Source organism: Acidovorax sp. Root267 (assembly GCF_001429215.1).
Lineage (GTDB): Bacteria > Pseudomonadota > Gammaproteobacteria > Burkholderiales > Burkholderiaceae_C > Acidovorax > Acidovorax radicis.
On the sequence record NZ_LMJC01000033.1, the window covers coordinates 125,127 to 151,215 of the forward strand.

The window sequence follows — 26,089 nt, forward strand, 5'->3', positions numbered from 1 at the left end:
CTAAAAACCCATGCGCTGGGCGCGCGCCGTGAAAAATATGCCGCTGGGCGCCTGGGCGGCCAGCGATGCCTGGGTGGCCAGCGTGGCGGTGTCCACCACCTGCACCTTGTCGTCGTCGCGGCAGCTGATCCACACCGACTCGCCGCGTGGCGTGAACTCCATGTGCATCACGGCCTTGCCGGGCTGCAGCGTGGCGGCCACGCGCTGGACCAGGGTGTCGATGACCTGCACACGGTGGTAGTCGGGCACCGCGAAGTTCACCCATACCTGGCGGCCATCGGGCCGCGCCATCACGAACACGGGCTGGCCCGCTACCGGGATGCGGCCGACTTCTTCCCACGTCGTGGTATCCACCACCAACACCTCGTGGCGACCGATGGCGGGCAGATAGGCATGGCGCCCGGCTACGGCCCAGCCGCGCAGGTGGGGCATCTTGAACACGGGCAGAGGCTGCTGGCCGCGGCCATAGCCGCCCAGGATGCGCCGGGCGACGGGCTGATCGGCCCAGGTGTCCACCAGGGCCAGGCCGTCTTCGCCAAACAGGCCTGCAATGTAGTGGCGGCCGTTGGGCGTGACCAGCGCGTCATACGGCTGGCGGCCAATGCCGTCGATGCGCGTCATGCGCGGCCGCGCGGTGTCGGTGCAGTCGGCAATGCAGATCGCGTCGGCGTCGAACAGGCTGTAGATGAAGCGCTGGCCGGGCAGGTCGGCCAGGCCCACCACGCGCGAGCGCTGGCCGTTGGGAGTGAGCGCGGGGATGTCCGCCCGCAATGCCAGCGTCTCGGCGTCGAACACCTTCACGCCGCCGGGCGTGTAGTTCTGCGCGGCCACCAGCGTGCCGTCGGCGCTGATGGCGCCGCCGATGGAGTTGCCGGCCTGCTGCTCGCGCGCGGTGATGCGCCGGGTCAGCAGGTCGATGCGCGTGAGTGCGCCGTCGCGGCCAAACACATAGGCGTGGCGGCCATCGCGCGAGAACACGAGCGAGGCATGGGAAAGGTCCCCCAGACCGGTGATGCGTGCCAGGACGGAGCGGTGTGTGGTGTTCACCAGCAACACCGAGCCGGTGGCGCGCTCGATGACCAGGCCCAGGTCGCCGGTGCCCATGAGCGGGGGTGCGGGCTGCTGCAGCGTTGCGCAGCCGCTGGTCAGCAGCGGGAGGGCCGCCAGGCCCAGGAGGAGGGGGCGTCGTTTCATGGCTGGGGGCGCGGGGGCCAAGGAGGGAAGCCACTCGCCAATTGCTCGGCGATCCACAGGGCTTCGGCTTCGGTGACAAAAGTACGCCAGGGCGGCATGGGGGTGCCCGGGCGGCCGTGAAAAATGGTGGCGGCCATGGACGGGACAGGCTTTTCCGCCAGGGCCGCGGTGGTGAGCGGCGGGCCTAGCCCGCCGGTAAGGTGCATGCCGTGACACGAGCCGCAGTCCTGCCGCACCATGCGCACTAGCTCGCGCTGGCGCTCTGGTGGTGTGCCAGTGGCCTGTGCCATGGCCCCGGCACAGGCCAGGACGCACAGCACTGCCAGGGCGGCACGCAGTGGCATGGCGTTGCGCTCAGGACCCGAGGATGAACTCGACGGCCGCCTTGAGGTCGGCGTCACCGATCTTGTCCGGCCCGTTCGGGGACATCGGGACCGGCCCGAATGCGCCCGAGCCGCCCTTGCGCACCTTGTCGACCAGCTGCGCGGTCGCGTCCTTGCCCTTGTACTTGGCCGCAATGTCCTTGAACGACGGCCCGACGAGCTTCTTGTCCTTGGAATGGCAGGCCATGCAGCCCGCCTTGTTCATGGCTTCCTCGGGCGAGGCTGCGCTGGCCGCACCGGCGCAAAGTGCCAGGGCTGCAGCAATGGCCAGAGGCCCGGTCAGATGGTGTCTCATCGTTTGCTCCTGTTATGGGGATGAATTGCCTCGACGCTTGGCATCGCCCCCGGCATGCGCATCCGCGCGGCCTGGGGCCCGCAGCCGCCGGGGAACTGGCTTCGCCAGGCCCCTGGCGGCGTCCCCCTGGGGGGAAGGCGCCGCAGGCGACTCAGGGGGGTCAATAAATGTCGTGCTGGGTGTTGTAGACGTTGAAGTGGCCCGTGGGCGTGATCAGGCGCGGGTCCTTGATCACGGCCTTGAGCTTGAGCGTCTTGTCGTCCACGATCACGAGCGCGCTTTCCTTGTTCTTGGCGCTCCACACCGCAAACCACACCTCATTGCCGGCCTTGTTGAACTCGGGCTGCACAACGCGTTTGGCACCGTCATCCTTCAGGTCCGCCCACTCCGCGATCGGCAAGGTCACAAAGCCCTTGTCGAGGTTCTTGATGTCGTAGACCACGATGGACTGCGAGATCTTGGGATCAGGGTTCAGTGGTGCGTCCGAGTACAGGTGCGTGCTCTTGGGGTGGCTCTTGATGAACAGCGCGCCGCCGCCCGGGCCGGTGAGCTTGGCCACTTCCTTGAAGGCGTATTGCTTGTGCTTCTTGGGGTCGGTGCCGATGAGCGAGATCGTTTCGTCGCCCAGATGGCCGGTGGCCCAGACGGGGCCGAACTTCGGATGCAGCAGGTTGGCGCCTCGGCCGGGGTGGGGAATCTTGCCCACGTCCGTGATGGCGGCCAGCTTGCCTTCCTTGGCATCGATGGCCGCGATCTTGTTGCTGTTGTTGGCCGCCACCATGAAGTAGCGTTTGCTTGAATCCCAGCCGCCATCGTGCAGGAAGGGCGCGGAGCCGATCTCGGTGACCTTGAGCGCGTCGATGTTGGAATAGTCCACCATCAGCGTCTTGCCGGTCTCCTTCACGTTGACCACAAACTCGGGCTTGAAGTGCGAGGCCACGATGGAGGCCACGCGGGGCTCAGGGTGGTATTCCTGCGTGCCCACCACCATGCCGCGGGTGCTCACGATCTTCTTGGGCTCCAGCGTGTCGCCGTCCATGATGGTGAACTGCGGCGGCCAGTAGCTGCCCGCGATGGCCAGCTTGTCCTCATAGCCCTTGAACTTGGAGGTATCCACCGAACGCGCCTCCAGGCCCACGCGCACTTCGGCGACGTTGTCGGGCTTTTCCATCCATAGGTCGATCATGTTGATCTTGCCATCGCGGCCGATCACGAACAGGTAGCGGCCCGAGGCCGACGTGCGCGAGATGTGAACGGCGTAGCCGGTCTTGACGATGTTGATGATCTGCTTGGTGTCGCCGTCGATCAGCGCCACTTCGCCGGTGTCGCGCAGCGTGGTCGAGAAGATGTTCTCGATGTTGTAGTTGTTGAGCTTTTTCTTCGGCCGGTCCTTGGGCTCGACGATGACCCTCCAGGTCTTTTTCATGTCGGCCATGCCGAACTCGGGTGGGGTTGGCGGCTCGTGCTGAATGTAGCGGGCCATCAGGTCCACTTCCTTCTCGTTCATCTCGCCGGAAGTCAGCCAGTTGGGCATGCCTGCGGGCGAACCATACGAGATGAAAACCTTGAGGTAGTCCGTGCCCTTGGCCGTGGTGAGGTCCGGGGTCAGTGGCTTGCCAGTGGCTCCCTTGCGCAGCACGCCGTGGCAGCCCGCGCAGCGCTCAAAGTAGGTCTGGCGGGCCTTCTCGAACTCTGCGGCCGTCATCGGCGGCGCCTTGGGGTTGGTGCTCTGGTGCATGGGCTCGTTCACCAGGGGGGAGCCGCCAGCCTGGTAATTCATTTCGGGTTGCGAGACTCCCTTGCCTGCCTGTGCCATCGCCGTGGCCGCAGCCATAGCGAGGGCTGCCAGGGCCAGGTGCTGGACGGTCTTGATTGCTTTCATCATCGGTCCTCTGCGTCATGGGCAGCGAATGGTTGGCGGGGGATGCGGCTGCTGCGCCCTCCGACCCGCACCACGGCTGCCCTACGTTGCTTGCGGGTGAGGCAATGGTCCTGCGGTCAGCGTGCGTTGTCCTTGAACTGGTTCAAGGACGCGGCATCCGGCCTGTTCCACCATGGCCGCACCCACAAAACACCAGCGAGCCGTACACATGAGCTTCATGGATGACCCCCAATGGCTGAAGAAACCCGCACGCGGCGGGGCAGAGAACAACAACCCAGTGCCTACAGGCCATGTGACGCTGGTGGGTGCGGGCCCGGGCGACCCCGACCTGCTCACGGTGAAGGCCGCACGCGTGCTGCGCGCGGCGAGCCTGGTGCTGTACGACCACCTGGTGGGTGAGGACGTGCTGGCCCTGGTGCCCGCTGGCGCGGAGTGCATCTACGTGGGCAAAGAGTCGTCGCGCCACGCGCTGCCGCAGGAGGACATCATCGAACTGATGTGCCGCCTGGCGCGCAGCGGCCGGGCCCTGGTGCGTCTCAAGGGTGGCGACTGCTACATCTTTGGCCGCGGTGGCGAAGAAGCGCTGGGCCTGGCCCGCGCGGGAATTTCCTTCGATGTGGTGCCGGGCATTACGGCCGCGCAGGCCGCGGGAGCTTGCGCAGGCATCCCGCTCACGCACCGTGACCATGCGGGTACCCTGGTGCTGGCCACCGGGCACCTGCGCGGCGACAACGACACAGCGCTGGACTGGCCCCTGCTGGCGCGCCCACGTCAGACCGTGGTGTTCTATATGGGGGTGGCCACGCTGCCCACCATCTGCGCGCAACTCGCCGCGCACGGCTTGCCGCCGACCACGCCCGCAGCCATCGTCGAGCGTGCGTCCCTGCCGGATCAACGCTGCCTCACCGGCACCCTTGCTTCGTTGCCAAGCCTTGCGGCCAGCCAGGGCGTAAAGGCACCTGCACTGATCATCGTGGGCGAGGTGGTCGCGCTGCAGCCTGCGCTGATTCAGGGCCTGGCGCAGGCTTCAGCGCATCATTGAGCCAAGGCGCCGTGGTGAACTAGCATCGGTGCAAGGCCTACTGAACAGGTTCTCAGGCGTCCAGCGCGGCGTCAGAGGCCGTTGACTGCGGGCGCTGGCGTCGCCAGGCCTTTTCAATTTCCACGACCACCAGCACCACCAGCGCGGCGCCAACGCACAGCGCCAGCTCGCCCAGGCTCAGCGGCTCGGTGCGGAAGATGGGGTTGAGCCAGGGCACATAGATAGTCGCCATCTGCAGCGCAAAGGTGAGCAGCACGGCGCCCAGCAGCGGGCGGTTGCTGAGCAGGCCCAGGCGCCAGATGGGTTCGGACTCGGAGCGGATGGCGATCACATGCGCCATCTGCGCCAGCGTAAGCACTGTGAACACCATGGTCTGCCAGTGTGCATGCCCGGTGTGCAGCGCCCAGGCCTGCACCGCCAGGCACAGCCCGCCAATGAGCAGGCCCACGCCCAATATGTGCTGCCACATGCCGTGGGCAAACAGGCTCTCGCGCGGCGCGCGGGGCGGGCGCTGCATGATGCCGCGCTCGGCCGGTTCGGCCGCGAGCGCAAGGCCCGGCAGGCCGTCGGTCACCAGGTTGACCCACAGGATGTGGATGGGCAGCAGCGGAATAGGCAGGAGCAGCAGCGGCGCGAGGAAGATGGTCCAGATCTCGCCCGAGTTGCCCGTCATCGCGTAGCGCACGAACTTGCGGATGTTGTCGTAGATGCGGCGGCCTTCGCGCACGGCGGCGACGATGGTGGCGAAGTTGTCGTCCAGCAGCACCAGGCTCGATGCCTCGCGCGCCACGTCGGTGCCACCCTGGCCCATCGCAATGCCGATGTCGGCGCGTTTTAGGGCGGGGGCGTCGTTCACGCCGTCGCCCGTCATGGCCACAAAGTGGCCCTGGGCCTGCAGCGCCTCGACGATGCGGATCTTCTGCGCCGGGTCCACGCGGGCGTAGACCTGCACCTGTTCCACGCGGGCGCGCAGGACGGCATCGTCCAGCGTTGCGAGGTCTGCGCCGGTGAGCACGGGGGCATCCGCACTGCGCACAATGCCCAGCCGGTGCGCAATGGCGCGCGCGGTGGCGGGGTGGTCGCCCGTGATCATGACCGGGGTGATGCCTGCGCTGATGCAGTCGCGCACCGCTGCTTGTGCCTCGGCACGGGGCGGGTCGATGAGGGCGATCAGGCCCAGCAGCTCCAGCTGGTTTTCTACCGTGTCGATGTCGTTGGTGTCGGGCAGGCGGGCGTGGCTGCGGCGGGCCAGGGCCAGCACGCGCAGGCCCTGGGCGGCGAGTTGCTGGGCGGTGGCGAGGATCTTGGCGTTGTCGAGTGCGGTAGCGCCGTCGTGCGTCCATTGGACGGTGCAGCGAGGCAAGACCGACTCTGGCGCGCCCTTGGTGTAGGCCACAAAGCCATCGGCAGCGCGGTGAAAGGTCGTCATGCGCTTGCGGTCGGAGTCAAACGGCTGCTCCTGCACGCGCGGCCAAGTTGTGTCGAGTTGGGCCTTGTCCAGCCCGCCTGCGTGGGCGGCCAGCACCAGCGCGGTTTCGGTCGGGTCGCCCTGCCAGTGCGTGCTAGGTTGGCCCTCTTCGTTCTGTGCTTGCAGCGTGGCGTCGTTGCACAGTGCGGCGGCGCGCAAGGCTTCCGCGTGGGCCGGGCCGGGCAGGGAGTCGCCGGGCACCCATCGCGCCCCGTGGGCCACCAGCAGTTCTGCGTGCATGCGGTTTTGCGTCAGGGTGCCGGTCTTGTCCGAACAGATGGTGGTGACCGAGCCCAGGGTCTCGACCGACGGCAGGCGCCGCACCAGCGCATGCACGGCCACCATGCGGCGCGCGCCCAGGGCCAGCAGCACGGTGACCACGGCGGGCAGGGCCTCGGGGATGGCGGCCACGGCCAGGCTGATGGCGGTGAGGGCCATGAGCAGCGGCGCCTCGCCGCGCAGCACACCCACCCCAAAGATCACGAGGCAGATGCCCAGCACCGCCAGCGCCAGCCGCTTGCCAAAGGCTGCCAGGCGCAGTTGCAGCGGCGTGCTGCGGTCGCCGGTGTCGAGCAGCGTGGCCACCTTGCCCAGCTCGGTGTGCATGCCGGTGGCCACCACCAGGCCCCGCGCCCGGCCATGGGTGGCGGTAGTGCCCTTGAAGGCCATGTTGGTGCGGTCGCCCAGCGCGCCCACATCCTCGGCCGCCAGGGCCTCCGTCTGCTTGGCCACCGTGACGGATTCGCCCGTGAGGGCCGATTCATCCACCTGCAGCTGCGCAATCTCGATCAGCCGCAGGTCGGCCGGGATCTGGTTGCCCGCCTCCAGCAGCACGATGTCGCCGGGCACCAGTGCGGTGGCAGGCACCACCTGCACGGCTCCGTTGCGCAGCACGGTGGCATGGGCTGCTGCCAGCTGGCGCAGCGCCGCCATGGCCTGGTCGGCGCGCCAGGCCTGCACAAAGCCGATGACCGCGTTGAGCACCACGATGACGAGGATGACCAGCGTGTCGGTGACCTCGCCCGCCAGCCCCGAGATGACGGCGGCGCCCAGCAGCACCAGCACCATGAAGTCCTTGAACTGGTCGGCCAGCAGGTGCCACCAGGGACGGTCTTGTCCGGTTGCCAGCTCATTGGCGCCGTGCGTGGCGCTGCGGCGCTGGGCCTCGTCGGCATGCAGGCCCGCATCGGGGTTGACGCCATGTGCCTGGGCGACGGCCTCGGCGGTGTGCAGGTGAGGGGCTTGAGAAGGGGGCATGCGGCAATCTGGACAGAGGCCGCACGCCAGTGCGTCAGTGCGCGTTCTGCGGCCGGGCTTTGTAGAAGGTCAGGGGGATCTCATTGGCCTGGTTCAGCACCTGGCGCTTGATTTTGCCCACCACGTGCATTTCACAGGGCTTGCAGTCAAAGCGCAAGGTCAGCTTCTCCTTGCCATTGATCAACATCAAGGGTTCGGCCTTGATCGTGCCCTGCACACCCGTGACGCCCTTGGCCTGCTTGGGGCACAGGCTCATCGAGAAGCGCACGCAGTGCTTGGTGATCATGAGGCTGACTTCGCCTTCTTCCTCGTGCGCCTCGTAGGCTGCGTCGATCACCTTGACGCCGTGGCGCACATAGAAGTCGTGTGCCTTGTGGTTGAACACATTGCCCAGGAAGGAGAGCGTGTCCTCGGGGTAGGGCGCGGGCGGCTCGATGGGCGTGGCGCGCTGCAGGCGCTCGAAGTTGCGCGCGCGGTTTGCTTCCAGGTCGGCCAGCGCGTCGCGGCGCAGCGCGTTGAGCACCGAGGCGGGCACGAACCAGGGCTCAGTCAGTTGCAGGGCAATGTCGTGCACCGCAAAGATGGTGGCGCCGAAGCGGCCGAGCTGCTCGCGCAGGCTGGCTTCGGCCTTGGCGGCGTCGGTGGCGCTCTGGTGGGCGTGCAACACGTCGGCGCAGCCCACGTTGCCGTCTTCATCGGTCAGCATCAGGCTAAAGCCGGTGGGCGTTTCGCTCAGGTGCGCCCACAGGCCGATGCGGCGGTCGCTGGACTTTTTCTCCAGCGTGCGCACCCAGTCCATGTCGCGGTTGCGGTTGACCTCGGTGCCCTTGCGCAGGTCCTTGAAGCCGTCCATCGGGTCTTTGGGGTACACCCGCCACTGGCCCACGCTGCGGGCCGACACGGGCTCGGCCACGTTGATGGCCATGCCCACCAGCTCCTTGTGCAGGTCGTAGTAGCACAGGCCGTCGCCGTTGTGCAACACGGTGGCAGGGTCGCTCACTTCCAGCTCGACGAAGTCAGGACCTACCTTCGTCACCCAGCCGATGGCCTGGCCCGGGTTCTTGGGGGTGTCGAATGCGCCGATGTCTTCCTTGCGGCCGGTCACGAAGTAGTCGGTGAACTCGCGGTTGAAGTTCTGCAGCGGGTCGGGCGTGAAAGTGAAGGTGGTGCTGCCGCTGGACGAGCGCGACAGCGGCCGGCCCGCGCTCTCGCGCTCCTCCAGGATCTCGTCGATGAGCGTGCGGTAGTGGGCGGTGATGTTCTTCACGTAGCCCATGTCCTTGTAGCGGCCTTCGATCTTGAAGCTGCGCACGCCTGCGTCGATGAGGGCGCGCAGGTTGTCGCTCTGGTTGTTGTCCTTCATGGACAGCACGTGCTTGTCGTGCGCGATGAAGCGGCCCTGCGCGTCTGTAACTTGGTACGGAAGGCGGCAGGCCTGGCTGCAGTCGCCACGGTTGGCGCTGCGGCCCGTTTGCGCATGGCTGATGTTGCACTGGCCGCTGTAGGCCACGCACAGCGCGCCGTGGATGAAGAACTCGATGTTGGCGCGGCCCGGCGCATCCACCGGCCCCAGCGCCTTGTGCATGGCGGCGATCTGCTGCACCGTGAGCTCGCGCGCAAGCACGATCTGCGACAGGCCCGCGTCCTGCAAGAAGCGTGCTTTTTCGGGCGTGCGGATGTCGGTCTGGGTGCTGGCGTGCAGCTGGATGGGCGGCAGGTCGATCTCCAAGAGGCCCATGTCCTGGATGATGAGGGCGTCGGCACCGGCTTCGTACACCTGCCAGGCCATCTGGCGCGCGGCCTCCAGCTCGTCGTCGCGCAGGATGGTGTTGAGCGTGATGAAGATGCGGCTGTTGAAGCGGTGCGCGTGTTTCACCAGGCGCTCGATGTCCCGGATGTCGTTGCCCGCGCTGGCGCGTGCGCCGAAGGCGGGACCGCCGACGTAGACGGCGTCGGCGCCGTGGTTGATGGCTTCGATGCCAATGTCGGCATCGCGCGCGGGGGAGAGCAGTTCGAGCTGGTGGGGCAGGAGGGACATGGGGCGTGATTATTTCAGTTTCACCATGCCGTGGGGCGCCCCTCGGGTATCGGGCGCTGCAGCTTTTGGTAACCATGTGGCGAGGCTTTGTGCTGCATGGGTCTGGTACAACGGGCGCAGCGCGCCAGCCTCGGCGCCATGCCATCGCCTCTGTGAAACATGTTTTGCTAGACCACCGGCATCGTCGGCCACTCCGTCAAACCCAGTGAAAGGACTCTGATGAGCACCTCCCGCGTGAAGAAGCCCACCCAGCTCAGCCTGGCGATCAACGACCTTGACTTCTGTTACCTGCCACCCCGGCTCAGCTTGTCTCCCACACGGCACAACGATCTGGTCTGCACGGTGGACTGCTCGTGGTTCTTCTCCGAAGGTGCCAACCACATGGTGTTTGCGCTGGATTGCACAGGTGGGCAGGGCAGCTACAACCCCCACTGCGGGCCTATCTACCGCCACGGCCAGAACCTGTGGTCCGAGGCCCGGGGTTTCATCATCTTTGCAGATGGCACTGTGATGGCCGAACGATGGAACGGCACGGCCATGCCGGGGCTGGTGACAGTCACCAACACGGTGGGGGTGATCTTCAACCCGGCGGTGCACCCCGTCTTCACGCTCCGTATCCAGGCCGGCTACCGGGTAGGTGGGTTTGCCGACCGGATGTGCATCGCCATCCACCAGGGTATTGCTGCCGATGGTCCCATTCTGTTTGAAGGCGAGGTGACCGGGGCTGGGTGGGGCTGGGGCTGGACGGGGTCGCACAAGGTGGCCATTGCAGGTATTGGCCCGCATTTCGTGACCCCCAATGACACGGGCTGTGTGGAAGAACGTGTGCCCCGCGACGCGCCGAACGCCATCCTGCCGTTTGCCAACTTCAAGCTGCGGCTGATAAATGGCTGAGCGCGTGACAGAGATTGCGGTGCTTGCCAAGCAGTAAATCCGGCGAATCAACCCACGCCATTAGCCGTTTTAATGGCCTACCAAATTGCTAAGTCTGCATATCAATTTTCGGTGAATGGGGCCGATGCTGGCTAGGATGCGGGGCTTTGCGCCCCAAAATGGTGCGCAAAAGTTCTGCCCCTACCTTTTTGGAGACTCTCACCGTGTTTCGTGCTTTCACCCGCCAGCCTTTGCGTTCTTTCCCTGTGTCCTTCGTGCAGCTGGCTGCACTGGGTGTGTGTGCGGCCGCCGCTACCGCTGCGAACGCCCAGGACGTGCAGACTGTCAAGATCGCCCACGCCGGCCCCGTGTCGGGCGGTATTGCCCACATTGGCAAGGACACCGAAAACGGCGTGCGCTTGGCGATTGACGACCTCAATGCCCAGAACCTCGTGATCGGCGGCAAGAAGATCAAGTTTGAAATTGCGGCCGAAGACGACGCCGGAGACCCACGCCAGGCCACCGCCGTGGCGCAAAAGCTGTGCGACCAGAAGGTGGCAGGCGTGGTGGGGCACCTGCAGTCGGGCACGTCCATCCCGGCGTCCAGCATCTATGCCAAGTGCGACCTGCCGCACATCACCGCATCGGCCTCCAACCCGGATCTGACCAAGCCCGGCCACAAGACCACCTTCCGCCTGATCGCCAACGACAACGCGCTGGGTGCGGCGCTGGCACTGTTTGGTGCCGACCATCAGAAGCTCAAGAGTGTGGCCATCATTGATGACCGCACGGCCTATGGCCAGGGCGTGGCCTCGGTCTTCAAGGCCACGGCGCTGCAAAAGGGGCTCAAGGTGGTGGGCGAAGAGTTCACCAACGACAAGGCCACCGACTTCATGGCCATCCTCACGGCCATTAAAAACAAGAAGCCCGACGCGATCTTCTACGGCGGCCTGGATGCGCAAGCCGGCCCCATGTTGCGCCAGATGGAGCAGCTCGGCCTGGGCAACGTGAAGTTCTTTGGCGGCGACGCGCTGTGCACCGAGAAGCTGCCCGAGCTGTCGGGCAAGACCCCCGCGCTGAAGAATGTGACCTGTGCCACGGGTGGTGCTTCGGTCGACAAGATGCAGGGCGGCGCCGACTGGAAGAAGCGCTACGACGCCAAGTTCCCCAGCCAGTTCCAGATCTACAGCCCCTATGCCTACGACGCTGCCATGGTGCTGGCCGACGCCATGAAGCGCGCCAACTCGGTGGACCCCAAGGTGTTCACTCCGTTCCTTGCCAAGACCGAGTACAAGGGCGTGACGGCGAACATCGCGTTCACCGCCAAGGGTGAGCTGACCACGCCCGCCGTAACCTTGTACACCTTCAAGGACGGCAGCCGCGTGGCGCTGAACTGAAGCTGAAATCAGACCGGCAGCGCTCGCGCTGTGCTGGACGGCCGCTGCGTGCGGCCGTTTTTGCGTTTTGGATTTGCCTTTACAGTCAGGCGCGTAGCAAACGGGCAGGCCGTGCCCGGCAAAGGAGTGAAAACATGCGCGCAGTGTTTGGGTTGGTGGGGTTGGTGGTGGCGCTGGCCGTGGTGGGCGTGGTGGTCAAAAAGCAGATGTCTGCGATGCGTACGCCCGTGCCCACACTGCAGACGACCGCCACGGGCGCGCCCGCGCCCACCACCAGTGCGGGTTCGGGCACGGTGCGCGACCAGAGCCAGCAGATCCAGCAGCAGGTCAAGCAACAAGTAGAAGGCCTGATGCAGCAGGCCCGGCCCATGCCAGACGAAGAAAAATGAGAAAAATTGACCGCCAGCGCTTATCTACCAAGTGCTAGTAGCTATTATTTGAGTAGCAATGACCCTTGACCAAGATTCGCACTGGATGCGCCTGGCCCTGGCCGAGGCGCAAGACGCCGCAAGCGCCGGTGAGGTGCCCGTGGGCGCCATCGTGGTCAAGGACGGCCAGGTCATTGCGACGGGCCGCAACGCCCCCGTGGAAGGCCACGACCCCACGGCCCATGCCGAGATCGTGGCCCTGCGCGCGGCGGCGCAGCGGCTGGGTAACTACCGGCTCGACGGCTGCAGCCTCTACGTCACGCTGGAACCCTGTGCCATGTGCAGCGGCGCCATGCTGCATGCGCGGCTGGCACGGGTGGTGTACGGTGCGGCAGACCCCAAGACGGGCGCGGCGGGCTCGGTGCTCAACCTGTTTGGCCACGCCGAGCTGAACCACCAGACCCAGGTGCAGGGCGGGGTGCTGGCGCAGGAGTGCGGCCACCAGCTCAGCGGCTTTTTCCGCCAGCGCCGCCATCAACAACGCACCGAGGCCCTGGCCCGCCATCCGTTGCGCGACGATGCGCTGCGCACGCCCGATGCGGCGTTTGCCGGCTTGCCCGGCTATCCCTGGGCCGCCCACTACGTCAGCGACCTGCCCAGCCTGGCGGGCCTGCGTTTGCACACCCTGGACGAAGGCCCTGCCGATGCCCCCCGCACCTGGCTGTGCCTGCATGGCAACCCGGCCTGGAGCTACCTGTACCGGCGCATGCTGCCCACCTTTCTGGCTGCGGGCGACCGCGTGGTGGCGCCCGACCTGATCGGCTTTGGCAAAAGCGACAAGCCCAAGAAGGAGGGCTTGCACCAATTCGGGTGGCACCGGCAGATCCTGCTGGAACTGATCGAGCGGCTGGACCTGCGCAACGTGGTGCTGGTGGTGCAAGACTGGGGCGGCATCCTGGGGCTGACGCTGCCCATGGCCATGCCAGGTCGTTTTGACGGCCTGCTGGTCATGAACACCCTGCTGGCCACGGGCGACGCGCCACTGCCAGCCGGGTTTGTCGACTGGCGTGCGATGTGCCGCGACAAGCCGCTGTATGGGGTAGGGCGCCTGCTGGCGCGTGGCAACCCGCATCTGACGCCCGAGGAGTGCGCGGCCTACGATGCGCCGTTCCCGGACAAAGGCTACCGCGCCGCGCTGCGGGCCTTTCCCGAACGCGTGCCCGCCGCCGTCGATGACCCTGGCGCCGCCCTATCGCGCGCGGCCCGCGATTTCTGGCAGCACCACTGGCAGGGCCGCAGCCTGATGGTGGTGGGCGCGCAAGACCCGGTGCTAGGCCCGCCGACCATGCGCGCGCTGCAGCAGTGCATCCACGGCTGCCCCGAGCCTGTCGTACTGCCCCGCGCCGGCCACTTTGTGCAGGAGCATGGCGAGGCGATCGCTGCGCAGGCTGTGGAATACTTCGCGCACTGACATCCGGCCTGGTGCTTGCGCATCCAGCGTCGGTCATCCCCCTGTTTACGGAGCAGGCCCCCGGTGGGCCTGAGCGCTTTGCACGACCACCATCACGACCATTCCCAGTGCGACCACGACCACGGTCCCAAACACATCTATATCTATTCGCCTTCCAGCGCCGTGCGCGACAAGGCGGCCTTCAAGCGCGGCATTGCCCGGCTCAAGGCCCTGGGCCACGAGGTGGAGGTGGATGAGGATGCACTGGCCACCCACACCCGCTTTGCGGGCGACGACGCCACCCGCCTTGCCGCCATTCACCGTGCTGCGGCCAGCGGCGCCGATGTGGCGCTGATCTCGCGGGGAGGCTATGGCCTGTCGCGCATCCTGCCGGGCATCCGCTACAAGGTGGTGGCCAAGGCCATCGAAAAGGGCATGCACTTTGTGGGCGTGAGCGACTTCACCGCCTTTCAGCTGGCCGTGCTGGCCAAGACGGGTGCCACCACCTGGGCGGGGCCATCGCTGGGGGCCGATTTTGGGGTGGAGGGTGAGCCTGATGACATCATGGAGGCTTGCTTTGACGACCTGTTGACTGGCCACGGCGAAGGCACGGGCTGGCGCATGAACAAGGAGCAGCCCAACGCCGCCACGGGCAAACCGGCCGTGCCCAATGTGTATGTGAAAAGCGCCACGCTCTGGGGCGGCAACCTGGCGGTGCTGGCATCGCTGGTGGGCACGCCGTACCTGCCGCAGATCCAGGGCGGCGTGCTGTTCATGGAAGACGTGCACGAGCACCCTTACCGCATCGAGCGCATGCTGACCCAGCTGCTGCATGCGGGCGTTCTGGCCCAGCAGAAAGCCATCGTGCTGGGGCAATTCACCAACTTCAAGCTGGCACCGCATGACAAGGGCTACAAGCTGCAGTCGGTGGTGGACTGGCTGCGCACCCAGATCAAGGCGCCGGTGCTGACCAACCTGCCGTTCGGGCATGTTGAAACGAAGGTGCTGTTGCCCGTGGGCGCGACGGTGTCGCTGTCGGTGGAAGAGCGCGATGCGCTGATCTACTGGGGGCACCAGCACTGACACGGTGCGGCCTTCACCCACATGGCACCGCCACAACGGCGGTTCGCCACGCGCGCGTGGTGCGCGTCAGGAGGGGGAGTGAGGTGCGGACTGTGCTGGGCGCAGTGCGCGTGGGAGCTGGCCCTGGAACAGCTGGGTGACCTGATCGATCACGCCCCGGGCACCGTGCTCACCCTGCAGCGGCACCAGCGTGCTGAAAAGGTCGGTGCGCAGGTACCACAGCGCCTCGATGTCGCCGGCATAACGCAGCCGCATGTTCATGCGCGCCACCTCGCAACCGGTCAGGCCGGCCAGGCTTTGCAGCATGGCCCGCCGAACATCCTCCAAACCCTGATCGCGCACCCATGCCGTGGACGACGGCTTGTCACGGCCCAGCAGGTCGTGAAGGTTGTTGCGAAGATTGGGCTTGTTCCAGCGCATGGAGGGAGGCAATGTGTTTTTTGTAACAGGGTCGGCCAAAGTAAGCGGGAGCGATGCGCAGCGCAAGGGGCATGCTCCTGTTTTTGCATAAAGACAACAGGTCGCCTCTGTTTGTTGCGAAATTTTACGTGTTGGTGGGTTTTTCGAGAGCGTAGACGGACCCGCCCGGGAGGGACGCTGACAGGCCCTTGGTCGGGTAGTGAGGGGCGCGCGCATCGCACCATTGAAGCCTCGCCGGGCTGTGGCAACGATTCTTGACGCTTTGAAGAGTGCGCAGCCAAGGCGCTTGCACTAAACTGATTCACATGATGTTACCAACGGGCCCGCGTTCATGAGTGTGTTGTCGACGATGGTCTTTGCGGACATTTCGGGCAGCACGGCCTTGTATGAAGCGCTGGGCAACGAGCGTGCCACCGAGGCGGTGACGCAGGTCACGCAGTGGATTGGCGAGACCGTCGAGGCACATGGCGGCCGGGTGGTCAAGAAGCTCGGGGACGGGGTGCTGGGTGTTTTTGGCGATGCCTCCAGCGCGGTGTCAGCCATGGCGGCCATGCTGCGCCAGCACAAGGCTCGGCAGGACCGCTGGCCCCAGCCCTTGCGCATGGACGTGCGCGTGGGCGTGGCCAGCGGCGAAGTGGTGGATGTGGATGGCGATTGTTATGGCGATGCGGTCAACGTCGCCTCCCGTTTGTGCGAACGGGCCGGGCCCGCCGAAATCTGGGCCACCGAAACCACCGTGCTGCTCGCTGGCACTGCGGCGGACGTCTGGTACCGCAAGCTCGGCATGATGGACATTCGTGGCAAGGCCGAACTGCTGATGCTCTATCACGTCGAATGGCGTGAGGACGAAGCGCCCGATTCCCTCACCATGCAGGCCGCACTGGTCAGCAGCTTTGCACCGGCAGACTCCATCCTGGGGCAGATCCAGTTCTCCTGGCATGGGGTGGACCGCACCTTCACCTCATCGGACGCACCGGTCATGGTGGGGCGGGCCCAGCACGCCCAACTGTGCATCAACGACCCGCGCGTGTCGCGCCTGCATGCGCGCATCGACTGGCGCAACAGCGGGTTCGTACTGACCGACATGAGCAGCTTTGGAACCTGGGTGCGGTTCGAGGGCAGCGACTCGCCCGTGCGCCTGCGGCGCGATGCCTGCATCCTGCATGGCACAGGGCACATTGCGCTGGGCGTATCGTTCAACGAGCCCAGTGCGCCGGTCATGAGCTTCCATGTGGCGGGCGGAAGTGTGCACCTGAGCTGAAAAGCCCGGAGCCGGCCACTCCTTCTGCACAGCAGTGTGACCGCAGCACGGGCCCCAAGCCTCCATGGCCCCGTGTGCACAACATCAACCACAAGGCGAACGGCAGGAGACAAGAAACATGGCATGGATGAAGCGGACAGCCCTCGGGCTGGTGGCAGTGGCGCTGCTGGCGGGGGCGGGCGCGGTGGTGTATGTGCAGCGCAGCTTTGCGCAACTCGATGGTTCCCTGGCCGTGGTGGGGCTGGGTGGTCCGGTGCAGGTGCGGCGCGACGGTTCCGATGTGACCCACATCCAGGCGCAGACGCCGCAGGATGCCTGGTTTGCAATGGGCTACGTGCATGCGCAGGAGCGCACCTGGCAACTGGAATTCAACCGCCGGGTCATGCACGGCCAGCTTTCCGAGGTGTTTGGCCCCGCCACGGTCGAGACCGACAAGCTCATGCGCGGCCTGGACATCATGGGTGTGGCCCGGCGGCAATACGCCGGTCTGCCGCTGTATGCCCAAGAGGCCTTGCAGGCCTACAGCAAGGGCATCCATACCTTCCACCAGAAACGGCCCCAGGCCCTGCCGCCGGAGTTTCTGGTGCTGGGCGCCCAGCCCGGTGGCGCCGCCGGAGCGGTGTGGGAGCCCGAGGACAGCGTGGGCTGGGCACTGATGATGGCGTTGGACCTGGGGGGCAATTGGGGTACCGAGTTCGCGCGCCTGTCTGTGGCACGCACGCTGGACACCGACCGGCTGTGGCAACTGATGCCACCCTATCCGGGGGAGCCGCCCGCTGCGTCTGCAGACCTGGCGGCGCTGTATCGCCAGCTGGGGGTTTATCGCGCACCTGCCGCCGGTGCTGCTGCGGCGGCTGTTGCGCCAGCCACCCGCGAAGGTCCGCTGTCCCGGCAGATCAGCGCGGGCATGCTGGCCTGGGCCGACGAGCTCACCCGCAACGCAGGCACCAATGAAGGCAAGGGCAGCAACAACTGGGTCATTGCCGGCACCCGCACCGTGAGCGGCAAGCCGCTGCTGGCCAACGACCCGCACCTGGGCCTGTCGGCCCCCGCCATCTGGTACTTTGCGAGCCTGCAGGCCCCTGCGGGCAAGGCGTCTGACGGTACGCCGATGGGCCCCATCGATGCTGTGGGCGCTACCTTGCCCGGCATGCCCTTTGTGGTACTGGGCCGCACCGACAAGGTCGCCTGGGGCTTTACCAACACCGGCCCCGATGTGCAGGACCTGTACCTGGAGCAGATCAACCCCGCCGATGCCACGCAATACCGCACGCCGGACGGCTGGGCCCCGTTCAACGTACGCAAGGAAACCATCCGCGTCAAGGGCGAAGCCGACGTGCAGCTGCAGCTGCGCAGCACGCGCCATGGCCCCGTGCTGAGCGACGTGCAGAAGTCGCACGCCGAGGTGCTGGATTTGGGCAAATACGTGCTGGCGCTGCGCTGGAGCGCGCTGGACGACGATAACCAGACTGTGCTGGCAGGCTTCAAGACCAATCAGTCCAAGAGTGTGGATGAGCTCTTTGCGGGGCTGGCGCACTACCACTCGCCCATGCAGAGCGTGGTGGCTGCGGACGACCAGGGCAACATCCGCTTCAAGGCCGCAGGCCGTGTGCCGCTGCGCGATGCGGCCAACGACATCCGGGGCGTGGCGCCTTCGCCGGGCTGGGATGCGCGCTACGACTGGAAGGGCTGGGTACCGTACGACCAGACACCGCAGGACGACGGAAGCAAGGGATGGATCGCTACCGCCAACCAGCGCGTGACGGCCCCCGATTACCCGCACTTCCTCACGCAGGACTGGGCCTTGCCCTACCGCTATGAGCGTATTGCGCGCCTCATCGAAGCCACGCCGAAGCACGACGCCGCCAGCATGCAGGCCATCCACCGCGATGTGACCTCACTCGCCACACGTCGCCTGCTGCCGCACCTTCAGCAAGCCCGGTCGTCCCACGCGCTGGCCGCCGCTGCACAAAAGCAGCTGCAAGGCTTTGACGGCCTGATGGACGCTGGCCAAGCCGCACCGCTGATCTTTGTGGCCTGGACGGACGAGCTGGCACGCGGCCTCATCATTCCGCGCATTGGCGAAGACCGGTTCACCGCCACGTATGGCAAGCGCGACTACCGCGCGGCCATCGAAGGCATCCTGGAGCGTAACGACACCTGGTGGTGCCAGCCCACAACGTGTGCCGAGCAATCGGCCGCCGCCCTGGGCCGTGCGCTCGACCGCCTGCAGACTGCCTATGGCGCGGACCCGGCCCAGTGGCGCTGGGGTGCGGCGCACCCAGCGCTCAGTGCGCACCGGCCCTTTGGCAACGTGCCGATGCTGGCGCCTTTCTTTGACGTCAGCGTGCCTTCACACGGCGATGCGTACACCGTGAATGTGGGCCAGTACAACGCGGGCGAAGCCTCTGGCCCGTACGTGAACCGCCACGCCGCTTCACTGCGCGCGGTGTACGACCTGGCCGATCTGGAGCAGTCACGCTTCATTTACCAAACCGGCCAGAGCGGCCTGGTGTTCTCGCCGCGCTACCGCGACATGAGCACCACCTGGGCCGAGACCGGCTATCGCGTGCTGCAGCGCCAACCTGCGCGCTGGGTGCACGCTCTGACGCTGACCCCAGCCACCGCCACCCCGGCGAAATGACGCGGTCTGCAAGGAAGCATCCATGGGTTTTGTACCGTTGATCGAAGTCAACCGCGGTGGCCTGCCCGAGTGCCAGCACTGGGGCGCCATGGCCGTGGTCAATCGCGAAGGCCGGTTGCTGGCCCAGGTGGGTGACCCCTATACCGTCACGTTCACGCGCTCCACCATCAAGGCATTCCAGGCGCTGCCCTTCGTGCAATCGGGTGGTGCACAGGCGCTGGGCTGGGGGCAGGGCGAGCTGGCGTTGCTATGCGCCAGCCACAACGGCGAACCCATGCACGTGGCGCAGGTCGAGCGCATGCTGGCCAGCGCGGGCCAGGACTACCACGCGCTGCGCTGCGGCTGCCACCGGCCGCTGTTTGCAGAACTGGGGCTGGGCGCGCTGCCCGAAGGCTTTGTGCCCGACGAGAGGCACAACAACTGCAGCGGCAAACATGCAGGCTTTGTGGCGTATTGCGTGCAACAGGGGCTGCCGCTCGACGATCACCTCGACCCGGCCCATCCGCTGCAGGTCGCCATCCGCGAACACGTTGCGCAAGCGGTGGGCTTGGCACCTGAACAACTGGCGATGGGCATCGACGGCTGCTCGGCGCCCAACTACGCCATGCCGCTGGCAAGCCTGGCCCGCGGTTATGCGCGCCTAGCGGGCGGCGCGCTGGACACAGACCTGGACGAGAGCCTTACTGCGCTCGCCGATGCCATGGTCGCGCGGCCTGAGCTGGGCTCGGGCACTGGCCGGCACGACCTCGACTTCATGCAGGTGGGGCAGGGCGACTGGGTGTCCAAGACCGGCGCCGACGGCGTGCAGGTGGTGGGCAGCCGCAGCCGGGGCGAGGCCTTTGCGCTCAAGGTCATGGACGGCAGCATGGTGGCGCAGGTGGCCGCTGCCGTGGAGGTGATGGACCAGCTCGGCTGGCTTGACGCCGGGCAGCGCGAGGCGCTGGCGCCGCGCCGGTCGGGCCGCATCGCCAATGCCCGGGGCCTGGAGGTGGGTGGGCGCAGGGCGGTGTTCCGGCTGCAGCCCGCCTGAATCTGGCAGCCTGCCACCGCACCACGGCAGGCTGGATTCTGGAAAATCAGGTAAAAAATGCCTCTGGCGCTTTAAGGGTAAGCGCTGGCAGCTATAAAAATAGTAGCGAACGGCTCCGTGTCGGGCAACACGTAGATCACGCCGCGCGCCTGGCCGAACAAAGGTGCGATGAACTGGTTGTAGAACGCCTCGGGTGCGTTCACGCAGCCGTAGCTGATGCGCTTGTCCTGCGCGCCTTTGCTGGCCAAGCGCTGCTGGCGACGCTCGGCCGCATTGACGCTGCGCACCCGGTGCAGCGATACGGCTGCTTCGTAATCGATCCAGATGATGTCATCGCCTTTCAGATTGCGCCCAGGCTCGGTGACGAACCGGCCGGCGGGTGTGGTGCGCTCCTCCGGGCGGATCTGTGACAGCGGCCGCTGACCAATGTCGGGCGCAGACCGGTCGCCCAGTGCTGCGCCCAGCAGCACTGGCGCGCTGCCCAGCCATTGCCCCCGGGCCGAGAACACATGGATGCGGGCAGCGGGCTTGTCGATCACTGCAAAGGGCAGGCCCTGGTGATCCCCGCTGGCCGTGGCCCAGCGCACCAACTGGCGTGCAGTGGCCGAGGCGTCCCTGGGCAATTCCGCAGCGGCCGCAGGCAAGGTCCCCAGCACACCCGCGGCAGCCATGGCGGTCAGGGCAAAACGGCGGTTCATAGTCAAAAGTGGCATGTCATTCATCCAAGCGCCGTACCAGGCCCCCACCTGCCGAAACTGGCGCGCCCCAGGCCAGTGCACCCGTGGATCTGGCTTTGCCAGTCCACCGGGTGCGTCCCCCTCAGGGGGAAGGCGCCGCAGGCGACTCAGGGGGAAATTCAATTTTCGCCCAATAATGCCTGCACCCGCGACTTTTGCGAAGCCTTGCGCTTCGGCCTCCCATGTTTGACCGACTCCGCAGAGCATTCAGCACCTCCGGCAATTCGGGGTCGGCCCCTGGCCGGCCCGTGACCAACCGGGACGTGGCCCGCTGGGCTGCGAACCAGCAGCTGGCCATCGTGACCCACGCCACCGAGGGGCATTTCGACCTGGGCGGCGACATCCATGGCCACCCGTGGCGGCTGGAGTGTGCGGCCCCCACCCGCGACTATGTGCAGGGTCTGGAGCTGCGCGGGCGGGCCGATGTGGGGGCCGACCCCGATGCCGCAGTGATGGTGATCAACCGTCCTTTGCAGGAAATTCTTGAAGGTACGGCCTACACCGCCATCACCGACACGCTGCAGACCGCCGTGAGCAGCAGCCTGCCGGAGGAAATGCGCTGGCTTTCCATGTACGAGGAAATGGCCTGGCCGGGCCTGCCAGCGTCCTTCCGCGAGCATTTCACGGTGGTGGCAGAGCGCATTGAGCTGGCCCAGCGCTGGATCCATGCGCCCGTGGTTTCGCAGCTGCTCAATGCCGTGGAGGGCGAAGGGGGTACCGAACGGGCGCGGTCGCCTCTGGTGTTGATGCTGGCGCGTGGCAAGGTTTACCTGCGCATGGAGCACACGCAGCGCAGCCTGGCCGAGATTGCGCATGCCAAGCAGTTGCTGCTGGTGGCAGGGCAGGCCGCCTTGCAGAACCTGCCGCCCATGTCGGTGGCAGGGCCGGACGATGTGCCGAACATTACCCGGTAGCGTTGCAGCCAGCGCTTGCCCCAGAGAAAACGCACAACGGGGCCTGGGGCCCCGTTGTGCGTGCTGCAGTATGTTCCCGCAGGTTATGAAACTGGCACGCCCAAGGCCAGTGCACCCGTGGAACTGGCTTGGCCAGGCCACCGGGTGCATCCTCCTCCCGCGCGTAGTGCGAGGGAGCAGGAGGGGAAAGGTCCAAAGGGCCTCAGGGGGAGCCTGAGGTCACCCACCGCGCGTCACGGGCACGCTTGCATCGCGGCCATAGGTGCCGTACTTGCCCAGCTCCCACTTGGCGATCGCGTTGCGGTGCACCTCGTCCGGGCCGTCTGCAAAGCGCAGCGTGCGTGCACCAGCGTAGGCATAGGCGAGCGGGAAGTCGTCGCTCATGCCGCCGCCGCCGTGCACCTGCATGGCCCAGTCGATCACCTGGCAGGCCATGCTCGGGGCCACGACCTTGATCATCGCAATCTCTGTCTTGGCGACCTTGTTGCCAGCCACATCCATCAGCCAGGCGGCCTTGAGCGTGAGCAGGCGCGCCATGTCGATCTTGCAGCGGGCCTCGGCAATGCGCTCCTGCGTCACGGTCTGCTGGGCCACGGTTTTGCCAAAGGCGGTGCGCGAGGATGCGCGCTTGCACATCAGCTCCAGCGCGCGTTCTGCCAGGCCGATCAGGCGCATGCAGTGGTGGATGCGCCCGGGGCCAAGGCGCCCTTGCGCGATCTCGAAGCCGCGGCCTTCGCCCAGCAGGATGTTGGAGACGGGCACGCGCACGTTCTCGAAAGTCATCTCGACGTGGCCGTGGGGGGCGTCGTCATAACCAAACACGTTCAGCGGGCGGATGATGGTGATGCCCTTGGCGTCGGCGGGCACTAGTACCATGCTTTGCTGCGAGTGGCGGGGTGCGTCGGGGTCGGTCTTGCCCATGGTGATGAACACGGCGCAGCGCGGGTCGGCCGCGCCGGAGATCCACCACTTGCGGCCGTTGATCACGTACTCGTCGCCATCGCGCTCGATGCGCGTCTCGATGTTGGTGGCATCGCTCGACGCCACGTCGGGTTCGGTCATGGCGAATGCGGAGCGGATTTTGCCTTCGAGCAGCGGCTTGAGCCAGCGGGCCTTGTTGGCATCGTCGCCGTAGCGCGCGATGGTCTCCATGTTGCCGGTGTCGGGCGCCGAGCAGTTGAACACCTCGCTGGCCCATGGCACGCGGCCCATGATCTCGGCCAGGGGCGCGTATTCCTGGTTGGTCAGGCCCGCACCGTCGTAGCCCGACGCTGCGGCGCTGTCCACCGGCAGGAACAGGTTCCATAAGCCCGCAGCCTGGGCCTTGGGCTTGAGGTTTTCAATGGTGTCCAGGGCTGTCCAGCGCTTGCCAGCCGCCGTGTGGGCTGCCAGTTCGGCCTTGTATTCAGCCTCGGCCGGGTAGATGTGGTCGTCCATGAACTGGAGCAGCTTGGCCTGCAGTTCCTTGGTCTTGGGGGAGTAATCAAAGTCCATGGGGGTCTCCGTCTAAAAATCAGTGGATCGGGGCGCCGCGCGCGGTACCGGTTCAGCCGCGCTGCGCAAACGACCAGGCAAGCTGGGCCATGGGCCGTGCGGTGTCGCCCGATGCCTTGGCCTGGGCGCTGGATGCCGTGCCAGCCTCCACCCGCTTGGCAATGCCTTGCAGGATGGCCGCGATGCGGAACATGTTGTAGGCCAGGTAGAAGTTCCAGTCGGCGCGCAACGCCTCGGGTGTGGTGATGCCCGTGCGCTCGCAGTAGCGGCGGATGTAGCTGTCTTCGTCGGGGATACCGAGGGCGGCAAGGTCCTGTCCCGCAATGCCACGGCCCATGGCGGCCGGGATGTGCCAGCTCATGCAGTGGTAGCTGAAGTCCGCCAGCGGATGGCCCAGGGTGGACAGTTCCCAGTCGAGCACAGCGATCACGCGGGGCTCGGTGGGGTGGAACATGAGGTTGTCGAGCCGGTAGTCGCCATGCACGATGGAGACGTGGCCCTCGTCGCGCGCGCTGGCGGGCATGTTGGCGGGCAACCACTCCATGAGGCGGTCCATCTCTTCGATGGGCTGCGTGATCGAGGCCACGTATTGCTTGCTCCAGCGGCCGATCTGGCGGTCAAAGTAGTTGCCGGGTTTGCCATAGCTGGCCAGGCCCCGGTCTGCAAACTTCACGGTGTGCAACGCGGCAATCACGCGGTTCATCTCGTTGTAGATGTCGCCGCGCTCGGCTGGCGTCATGCCAGGCAATGATTGGTCCCACAGCACGCGGCCCTGCATGCACTCCATCACGTAGAAGGCGCGGCCGATCACCGACTCGTCTTCGCACAGGACAAACATGCGGGGCACGGGCACGTCGGTGCCATACAGGCCGCTCATCACCGCGAACTCACGCTCGATGGCGTGGGCCGATGGCAGCAGCTTGGCCACGGGGCCGGGCTTGGCCCGCATCACATAGCTTGCGCCGGGGGTGATGAGCTTGTAGGTGGGGTTGGACTGCCCACCTTTGAACATTTCCACGGTCAGAGGGCCTGCAAAGCCTTCCATGTTCCGTGCAAGCCATGCGGTCAACGCTTCGATGTCAAAGGCGTGCTGATCCGAAACAGGACGGGTGCCGACGAAATGGTCAAAGTTGCTCATGGAGGAATGGGGTGGGTTCGGTCAGTCAGTTGTCGGTTTCAGCAATGCGCATCAGGGCTTCGCGGTCACGCACCACCAGGCCGCCCGGCTCGATGCGGATGGCGTCCTCGCGCTCCATGGCCTTGAGTTCCTGGTTCACGCGTTGGCGCGATGCGCCCAGCAGCTGCGCCAGTTCTTCCTGCGCCAGTTGCAGTCCGATGCGCATCTCGCTGCCGTCCGACAAGCTGGGCACGCCGTAGCTGCGCACCAAGTGCACCAACTGCTTGGCCAAGCGCGAGCGCAAGGGCAGGGTGTTGAGGTCTTCCACCAGCCCGAACAGCTGGCGAATGCGCCGCGCATGCAGTCGCAGCATGGCTTCGTACAGCTCGGTGTGCACCGCCAGGATCTTGCGGAAATCGGCCTTGGCCACACACAGGATCGTGGTGTCGCCATGCGCGTAGGCATCGTGCGTGCGCCGGTCCCCGTCGAAGATCGCCACGTCGCCGAACCAGATGCCCGGCTCCACGTACGTCAGCGTGATCTGCTTGCCCGAGATGGAGGTCGAGCTCACCCGCACCGCACCACGCGCGCACGCAATCCACTCTTCGGGCGGATCTCCACGTGCGGCGATGAGGCCGCCGTCCTTGAAGCGTTTGACGTATGCACATCGGAGGATGTCGTGGCGTAGAGAAGGTGAAAGAGATGAAAACCAGCGACCTGAGTTGATCGCTTCACGTTCTTCGATAGTAAGAATCGGGTCGTCCATGGCCTGTCTTTTGGGTGACTAGAAACAGACCCATTGTCGCGTCAGGGACCTTCGTGCTGCGTCAGGGTTGTCACCTGCGTGTCTGCCCTGTTGGCCCCAAAGAAAACCCCCGGGCGCTGGGGGCAGCGGACCGGGGGTGAGGGTGTTTGGCGGTGGGTGCTCTCTCTGGGCACCCCGGTGCAGTGCTACTCGTAGCGGGGCACGCGTTTTTCGAGGAAGGCCGATATGCCTGCGCCGCCGTTCGCATGGTGCAGGTTATTCACGAAGTGGTCGCGCTCATGGGCCAGGTGGTGTGTGAGCTGGGCATGGGGTGCCTCGTTCAGCAGCTCCTTGATGCTCGCGAGGGCATTGGGCGCGCGCGCATTGAGCTGCTCGGCCAGCGCCAGGGCTGTCTCCAGTGCGCTGCCGGTTTCCGCAATGCGGTTGACCACACCGAGAGCGTGCAGGCGTTCTGCGCCGATGCGGTCACCACACATGAGGATCTCCGTCGCCACCTGGCGGGGCAGGGCTTGCGACAGGCTCCAGCTGGCGCCACCATCGGGTGACAGGGCCACGTTGCTGTAGGCCATCACAAACACGGCGTTGCGCGCCGCCACGATCAAATCGCAGGCCAGCGCCAGCGAAAAGCCCGCGCCGGCCGCCGCCCCTTCCACAGCCGCAATCACGGGCTTGGGGTAGGTGCGGATGGTCTCGATCCAGTTGTGCAGGCCTTCGATGCTCTGTGCCTGCACCTCCGGGGCTTCCTGGCGGTTAGCCAGCAGACGCTGCAGATTGCCGCCCGAGCAGAACATGCCATCGGCGCCCGTGATGACCACGCTGCGGATGTCGGGACTGCTTTCGGCCACACCCAGCGCCTCCACGCCCGCTGCGTACATCACAGGGTCGATGGCGTTGCGCCGCTCGGGGTTGCGAAGGGTCAGGATCAGGGTCTGGCCCTGGCTGGTGCTCTGGAGTTCTGCGGGCATGGTGGCCTTGG

General features: G+C 66.2%; 22 protein-coding genes. 10 read left to right on the forward strand and 12 right to left on the reverse strand.

Annotated elements, in window-relative coordinates; all coding sequences use genetic code 11:
• From ASE39_RS24030 to ASE39_RS24045, 4 genes are all read right to left on the reverse strand, one after another.
• Complete coding sequence (locus ASE39_RS24030; protein ID WP_057272771.1) at positions 1-1,194, reverse strand: cytochrome D1 domain-containing protein; 1,194 nt, start codon at positions 1,192-1,194, stop codon at positions 1-3.
• Entirely contained in the window at positions 1,191-1,484 is a 294-nt protein-coding gene (locus tag ASE39_RS24035; RefSeq protein WP_242421561.1) for a cytochrome c, read from the reverse strand. The genes ASE39_RS24030 and ASE39_RS24035 overlap by 4 nt, the downstream gene beginning before the upstream one ends.
• A 64-nt stretch (positions 1,485-1,548) precedes the next feature.
• Positions 1,549-1,872: a c-type cytochrome gene (locus ASE39_RS24040; RefSeq protein WP_057272772.1), complete on the reverse strand. Its 324-nt coding sequence runs from the start codon at positions 1,870-1,872 to the stop codon at positions 1,549-1,551.
• A 160-nt stretch (positions 1,873-2,032) separates the two neighbouring features.
• Positions 2,033-3,754, reverse strand: a complete 1,722-nt coding sequence (locus ASE39_RS24045) for a nitrite reductase (RefSeq protein ID WP_057272847.1) — start codon at positions 3,752-3,754, stop codon at positions 2,033-2,035.
• Between the two features lie 208 nt (positions 3,755-3,962).
• Here ASE39_RS24045 and cobA point away from each other — a divergent pair, with 208 nt between their 5' ends.
• The gene (cobA, locus tag ASE39_RS24050) at positions 3,963-4,796 is read left to right on the forward strand and encodes a uroporphyrinogen-III C-methyltransferase (RefSeq protein WP_057272773.1); all 834 of its coding nucleotides are present in this window, start codon (positions 3,963-3,965) and stop codon (positions 4,794-4,796) included.
• A gap of 52 nt (positions 4,797-4,848) precedes the next feature.
• Here cobA and ASE39_RS24055 read toward each other — a convergent pair whose 3' ends face one another.
• Both ASE39_RS24055 and ASE39_RS24060 read right to left on the reverse strand, forming a co-directional pair.
• Positions 4,849-7,521 carry a cation-translocating P-type ATPase gene (locus tag ASE39_RS24055; protein ID WP_057272774.1) on the reverse strand — a complete coding sequence of 891 codons (2,673 nt, stop codon included), beginning with the start codon at positions 7,519-7,521 and terminating at the stop codon, positions 4,849-4,851.
• A gap of 34 nt (positions 7,522-7,555) precedes the next feature.
• A complete protein-coding gene (locus ASE39_RS24060; protein ID WP_057272775.1) occupies positions 7,556-9,559 on the reverse strand; it encodes a U32 family peptidase in 2,004 nt (667 codons plus the stop codon).
• Positions 9,560-9,778: 219 nt separating this feature from the next.
• Here ASE39_RS24060 and ASE39_RS24065 point away from each other — a divergent pair, with 219 nt between their 5' ends.
• The 5 genes from ASE39_RS24065 (at position 9,779) to ASE39_RS24085 (ending at position 14,730) form a co-directional block, all read left to right on the forward strand.
• A complete protein-coding gene (locus ASE39_RS24065; protein ID WP_057272776.1) occupies positions 9,779-10,453 on the forward strand; it encodes a hypothetical protein in 675 nt (224 codons plus the stop codon).
• A gap of 146 nt (positions 10,454-10,599) precedes the next feature.
• On the forward strand, positions 10,600-11,829 hold the full coding sequence (locus tag ASE39_RS24070) for a branched-chain amino acid ABC transporter substrate-binding protein (RefSeq protein ID WP_242421552.1): 1,230 nt from the start codon (positions 10,600-10,602) through the stop codon (positions 11,827-11,829).
• Between the two features lie 134 nt (positions 11,830-11,963).
• Positions 11,964-12,218: a hypothetical protein gene (locus ASE39_RS24075; protein ID WP_010461206.1), complete on the forward strand. Its 255-nt coding sequence runs from the start codon at positions 11,964-11,966 to the stop codon at positions 12,216-12,218.
• 58 nt (positions 12,219-12,276) lie between these two features.
• Positions 12,277-13,668, forward strand: coding sequence for a tRNA adenosine(34) deaminase TadA (gene tadA, locus ASE39_RS24080; protein ID WP_057272777.1), 1,392 nt, complete (start codon positions 12,277-12,279; stop codon positions 13,666-13,668).
• Positions 13,669-13,746: 78 nt separating this feature from the next.
• On the forward strand, positions 13,747-14,730 hold the full coding sequence (locus tag ASE39_RS24085; RefSeq protein WP_057272849.1) for an LD-carboxypeptidase: 984 nt from the start codon (positions 13,747-13,749) through the stop codon (positions 14,728-14,730).
• A 66-nt stretch (positions 14,731-14,796) separates the two neighbouring features.
• On the opposite strand, the gene ASE39_RS24090 is transcribed toward ASE39_RS24085, so the two are convergent.
• Positions 14,797-15,150, reverse strand: a complete 354-nt coding sequence (locus tag ASE39_RS24090; RefSeq protein ID WP_057272778.1) for a hypothetical protein — start codon at positions 15,148-15,150, stop codon at positions 14,797-14,799.
• A gap of 331 nt (positions 15,151-15,481) precedes the next feature.
• Here ASE39_RS24090 and ASE39_RS24095 point away from each other — a divergent pair, with 331 nt between their 5' ends.
• The 3 genes from ASE39_RS24095 (at position 15,482) to ASE39_RS24105 (ending at position 20,085) form a co-directional block, all read left to right on the forward strand.
• Positions 15,482-16,411, forward strand: coding sequence for an adenylate/guanylate cyclase domain-containing protein (locus ASE39_RS24095; protein ID WP_029413749.1), 930 nt, complete (start codon positions 15,482-15,484; stop codon positions 16,409-16,411).
• 118 nt (positions 16,412-16,529) lie between these two features.
• Positions 16,530-19,055, forward strand: coding sequence for a penicillin acylase family protein (locus ASE39_RS24100; RefSeq protein ID WP_057272779.1), 2,526 nt, complete (start codon positions 16,530-16,532; stop codon positions 19,053-19,055).
• 22 nt (positions 19,056-19,077) lie between these two features.
• A complete protein-coding gene (locus ASE39_RS24105) occupies positions 19,078-20,085 on the forward strand; it encodes an asparaginase (protein ID WP_057272780.1) in 1,008 nt (335 codons plus the stop codon).
• A gap of 71 nt (positions 20,086-20,156) precedes the next feature.
• On the opposite strand, the gene ASE39_RS24110 is transcribed toward ASE39_RS24105, so the two are convergent.
• Positions 20,157-20,783 (reverse strand): hypothetical protein, encoded by a 627-nt coding sequence (locus tag ASE39_RS24110; RefSeq protein ID WP_082615562.1) that lies wholly within the window; start codon positions 20,781-20,783, stop codon positions 20,157-20,159.
• A gap of 221 nt (positions 20,784-21,004) precedes the next feature.
• On the opposite strand from ASE39_RS24110, the gene ASE39_RS24115 reads away from it, so the two are divergent.
• Complete coding sequence (locus ASE39_RS24115; protein ID WP_029413754.1) at positions 21,005-21,736, forward strand: hypothetical protein; 732 nt, start codon at positions 21,005-21,007, stop codon at positions 21,734-21,736.
• 219 nt (positions 21,737-21,955) lie between these two features.
• Here ASE39_RS24115 and ASE39_RS24120 read toward each other — a convergent pair whose 3' ends face one another.
• The 4 genes from ASE39_RS24120 to ASE39_RS24135 all read right to left on the reverse strand — a co-directional run bounded on the left by ASE39_RS24120 (position 21,956) and on the right by ASE39_RS24135 (position 26,078).
• Entirely contained in the window at positions 21,956-23,230 is a 1,275-nt protein-coding gene (locus ASE39_RS24120) for an acyl-CoA dehydrogenase family protein (protein WP_057272781.1), read from the reverse strand.
• A gap of 52 nt (positions 23,231-23,282) precedes the next feature.
• A complete protein-coding gene (locus ASE39_RS24125; protein ID WP_010461225.1) occupies positions 23,283-24,368 on the reverse strand; it encodes a phosphotransferase in 1,086 nt (361 codons plus the stop codon).
• 25 nt (positions 24,369-24,393) lie between these two features.
• Positions 24,394-25,113, reverse strand: coding sequence for a Crp/Fnr family transcriptional regulator (locus ASE39_RS24130; RefSeq protein ID WP_010461226.1), 720 nt, complete (start codon positions 25,111-25,113; stop codon positions 24,394-24,396).
• Between the two features lie 185 nt (positions 25,114-25,298).
• A complete protein-coding gene (locus tag ASE39_RS24135; protein WP_057223795.1) occupies positions 25,299-26,078 on the reverse strand; it encodes an enoyl-CoA hydratase in 780 nt (259 codons plus the stop codon).
• Positions 26,079-26,089: the final 11 nt, after the last annotated feature.

What these genes read in the sequence shown, in the direction of transcription:
- ASE39_RS24030 (WP_057272771.1), bottom strand. Translation starts at nt 1,194, where the DNA reads ATGAAACGACGCCCCCTCCTCCTGGGCCTGGCGGCCCTCCCGCTGCTG.
- ASE39_RS24035 (WP_242421561.1), bottom strand. Translation starts at nt 1,484, where the DNA reads ATGGCACAGGCCACTGGCACACCACCAGAGCGCCAGCGCGAGCTAGTG.
- ASE39_RS24040 (WP_057272772.1), bottom strand. Translation starts at nt 1,872, where the DNA reads ATGAGACACCATCTGACCGGGCCTCTGGCCATTGCTGCAGCCCTGGCA.
- ASE39_RS24045 (WP_057272847.1), bottom strand. Translation starts at nt 3,754, where the DNA reads ATGAAAGCAATCAAGACCGTCCAGCACCTGGCCCTGGCAGCCCTCGCT.
- cobA (WP_057272773.1), top strand. Translation starts at nt 3,963, where the DNA reads ATGAGCTTCATGGATGACCCCCAATGGCTGAAGAAACCCGCACGCGGC.
- ASE39_RS24055 (WP_057272774.1), bottom strand. Translation starts at nt 7,521, where the DNA reads ATGCCCCCTTCTCAAGCCCCTCACCTGCACACCGCCGAGGCCGTCGCC.
- ASE39_RS24060 (WP_057272775.1), bottom strand. Translation starts at nt 9,559, where the DNA reads ATGTCCCTCCTGCCCCACCAGCTCGAACTGCTCTCCCCCGCGCGCGAT.
- ASE39_RS24065 (WP_057272776.1), top strand. Translation starts at nt 9,779, where the DNA reads ATGAGCACCTCCCGCGTGAAGAAGCCCACCCAGCTCAGCCTGGCGATC.
- ASE39_RS24075 (WP_010461206.1), top strand. Translation starts at nt 11,964, where the DNA reads ATGCGCGCAGTGTTTGGGTTGGTGGGGTTGGTGGTGGCGCTGGCCGTG.
- tadA (WP_057272777.1), top strand. Translation starts at nt 12,277, where the DNA reads ATGACCCTTGACCAAGATTCGCACTGGATGCGCCTGGCCCTGGCCGAG.
- ASE39_RS24090 (WP_057272778.1), bottom strand. Translation starts at nt 15,150, where the DNA reads ATGCGCTGGAACAAGCCCAATCTTCGCAACAACCTTCACGACCTGCTG.
- ASE39_RS24095 (WP_029413749.1), top strand. Translation starts at nt 15,482, where the DNA reads ATGAGTGTGTTGTCGACGATGGTCTTTGCGGACATTTCGGGCAGCACG.
- ASE39_RS24100 (WP_057272779.1), top strand. Translation starts at nt 16,530, where the DNA reads ATGGCATGGATGAAGCGGACAGCCCTCGGGCTGGTGGCAGTGGCGCTG.
- ASE39_RS24105 (WP_057272780.1), top strand. Translation starts at nt 19,078, where the DNA reads ATGGGTTTTGTACCGTTGATCGAAGTCAACCGCGGTGGCCTGCCCGAG.
- ASE39_RS24110 (WP_082615562.1), bottom strand. Translation starts at nt 20,783, where the DNA reads ATGAACCGCCGTTTTGCCCTGACCGCCATGGCTGCCGCGGGTGTGCTG.
- ASE39_RS24115 (WP_029413754.1), top strand. Translation starts at nt 21,005, where the DNA reads ATGTTTGACCGACTCCGCAGAGCATTCAGCACCTCCGGCAATTCGGGG.
- ASE39_RS24120 (WP_057272781.1), bottom strand. Translation starts at nt 23,230, where the DNA reads ATGGACTTTGATTACTCCCCCAAGACCAAGGAACTGCAGGCCAAGCTG.
- ASE39_RS24125 (WP_010461225.1), bottom strand. Translation starts at nt 24,368, where the DNA reads ATGAGCAACTTTGACCATTTCGTCGGCACCCGTCCTGTTTCGGATCAG.
- ASE39_RS24130 (WP_010461226.1), bottom strand. Translation starts at nt 25,113, where the DNA reads ATGGACGACCCGATTCTTACTATCGAAGAACGTGAAGCGATCAACTCA.
- ASE39_RS24135 (WP_057223795.1), bottom strand. Translation starts at nt 26,078, where the DNA reads ATGCCCGCAGAACTCCAGAGCACCAGCCAGGGCCAGACCCTGATCCTG.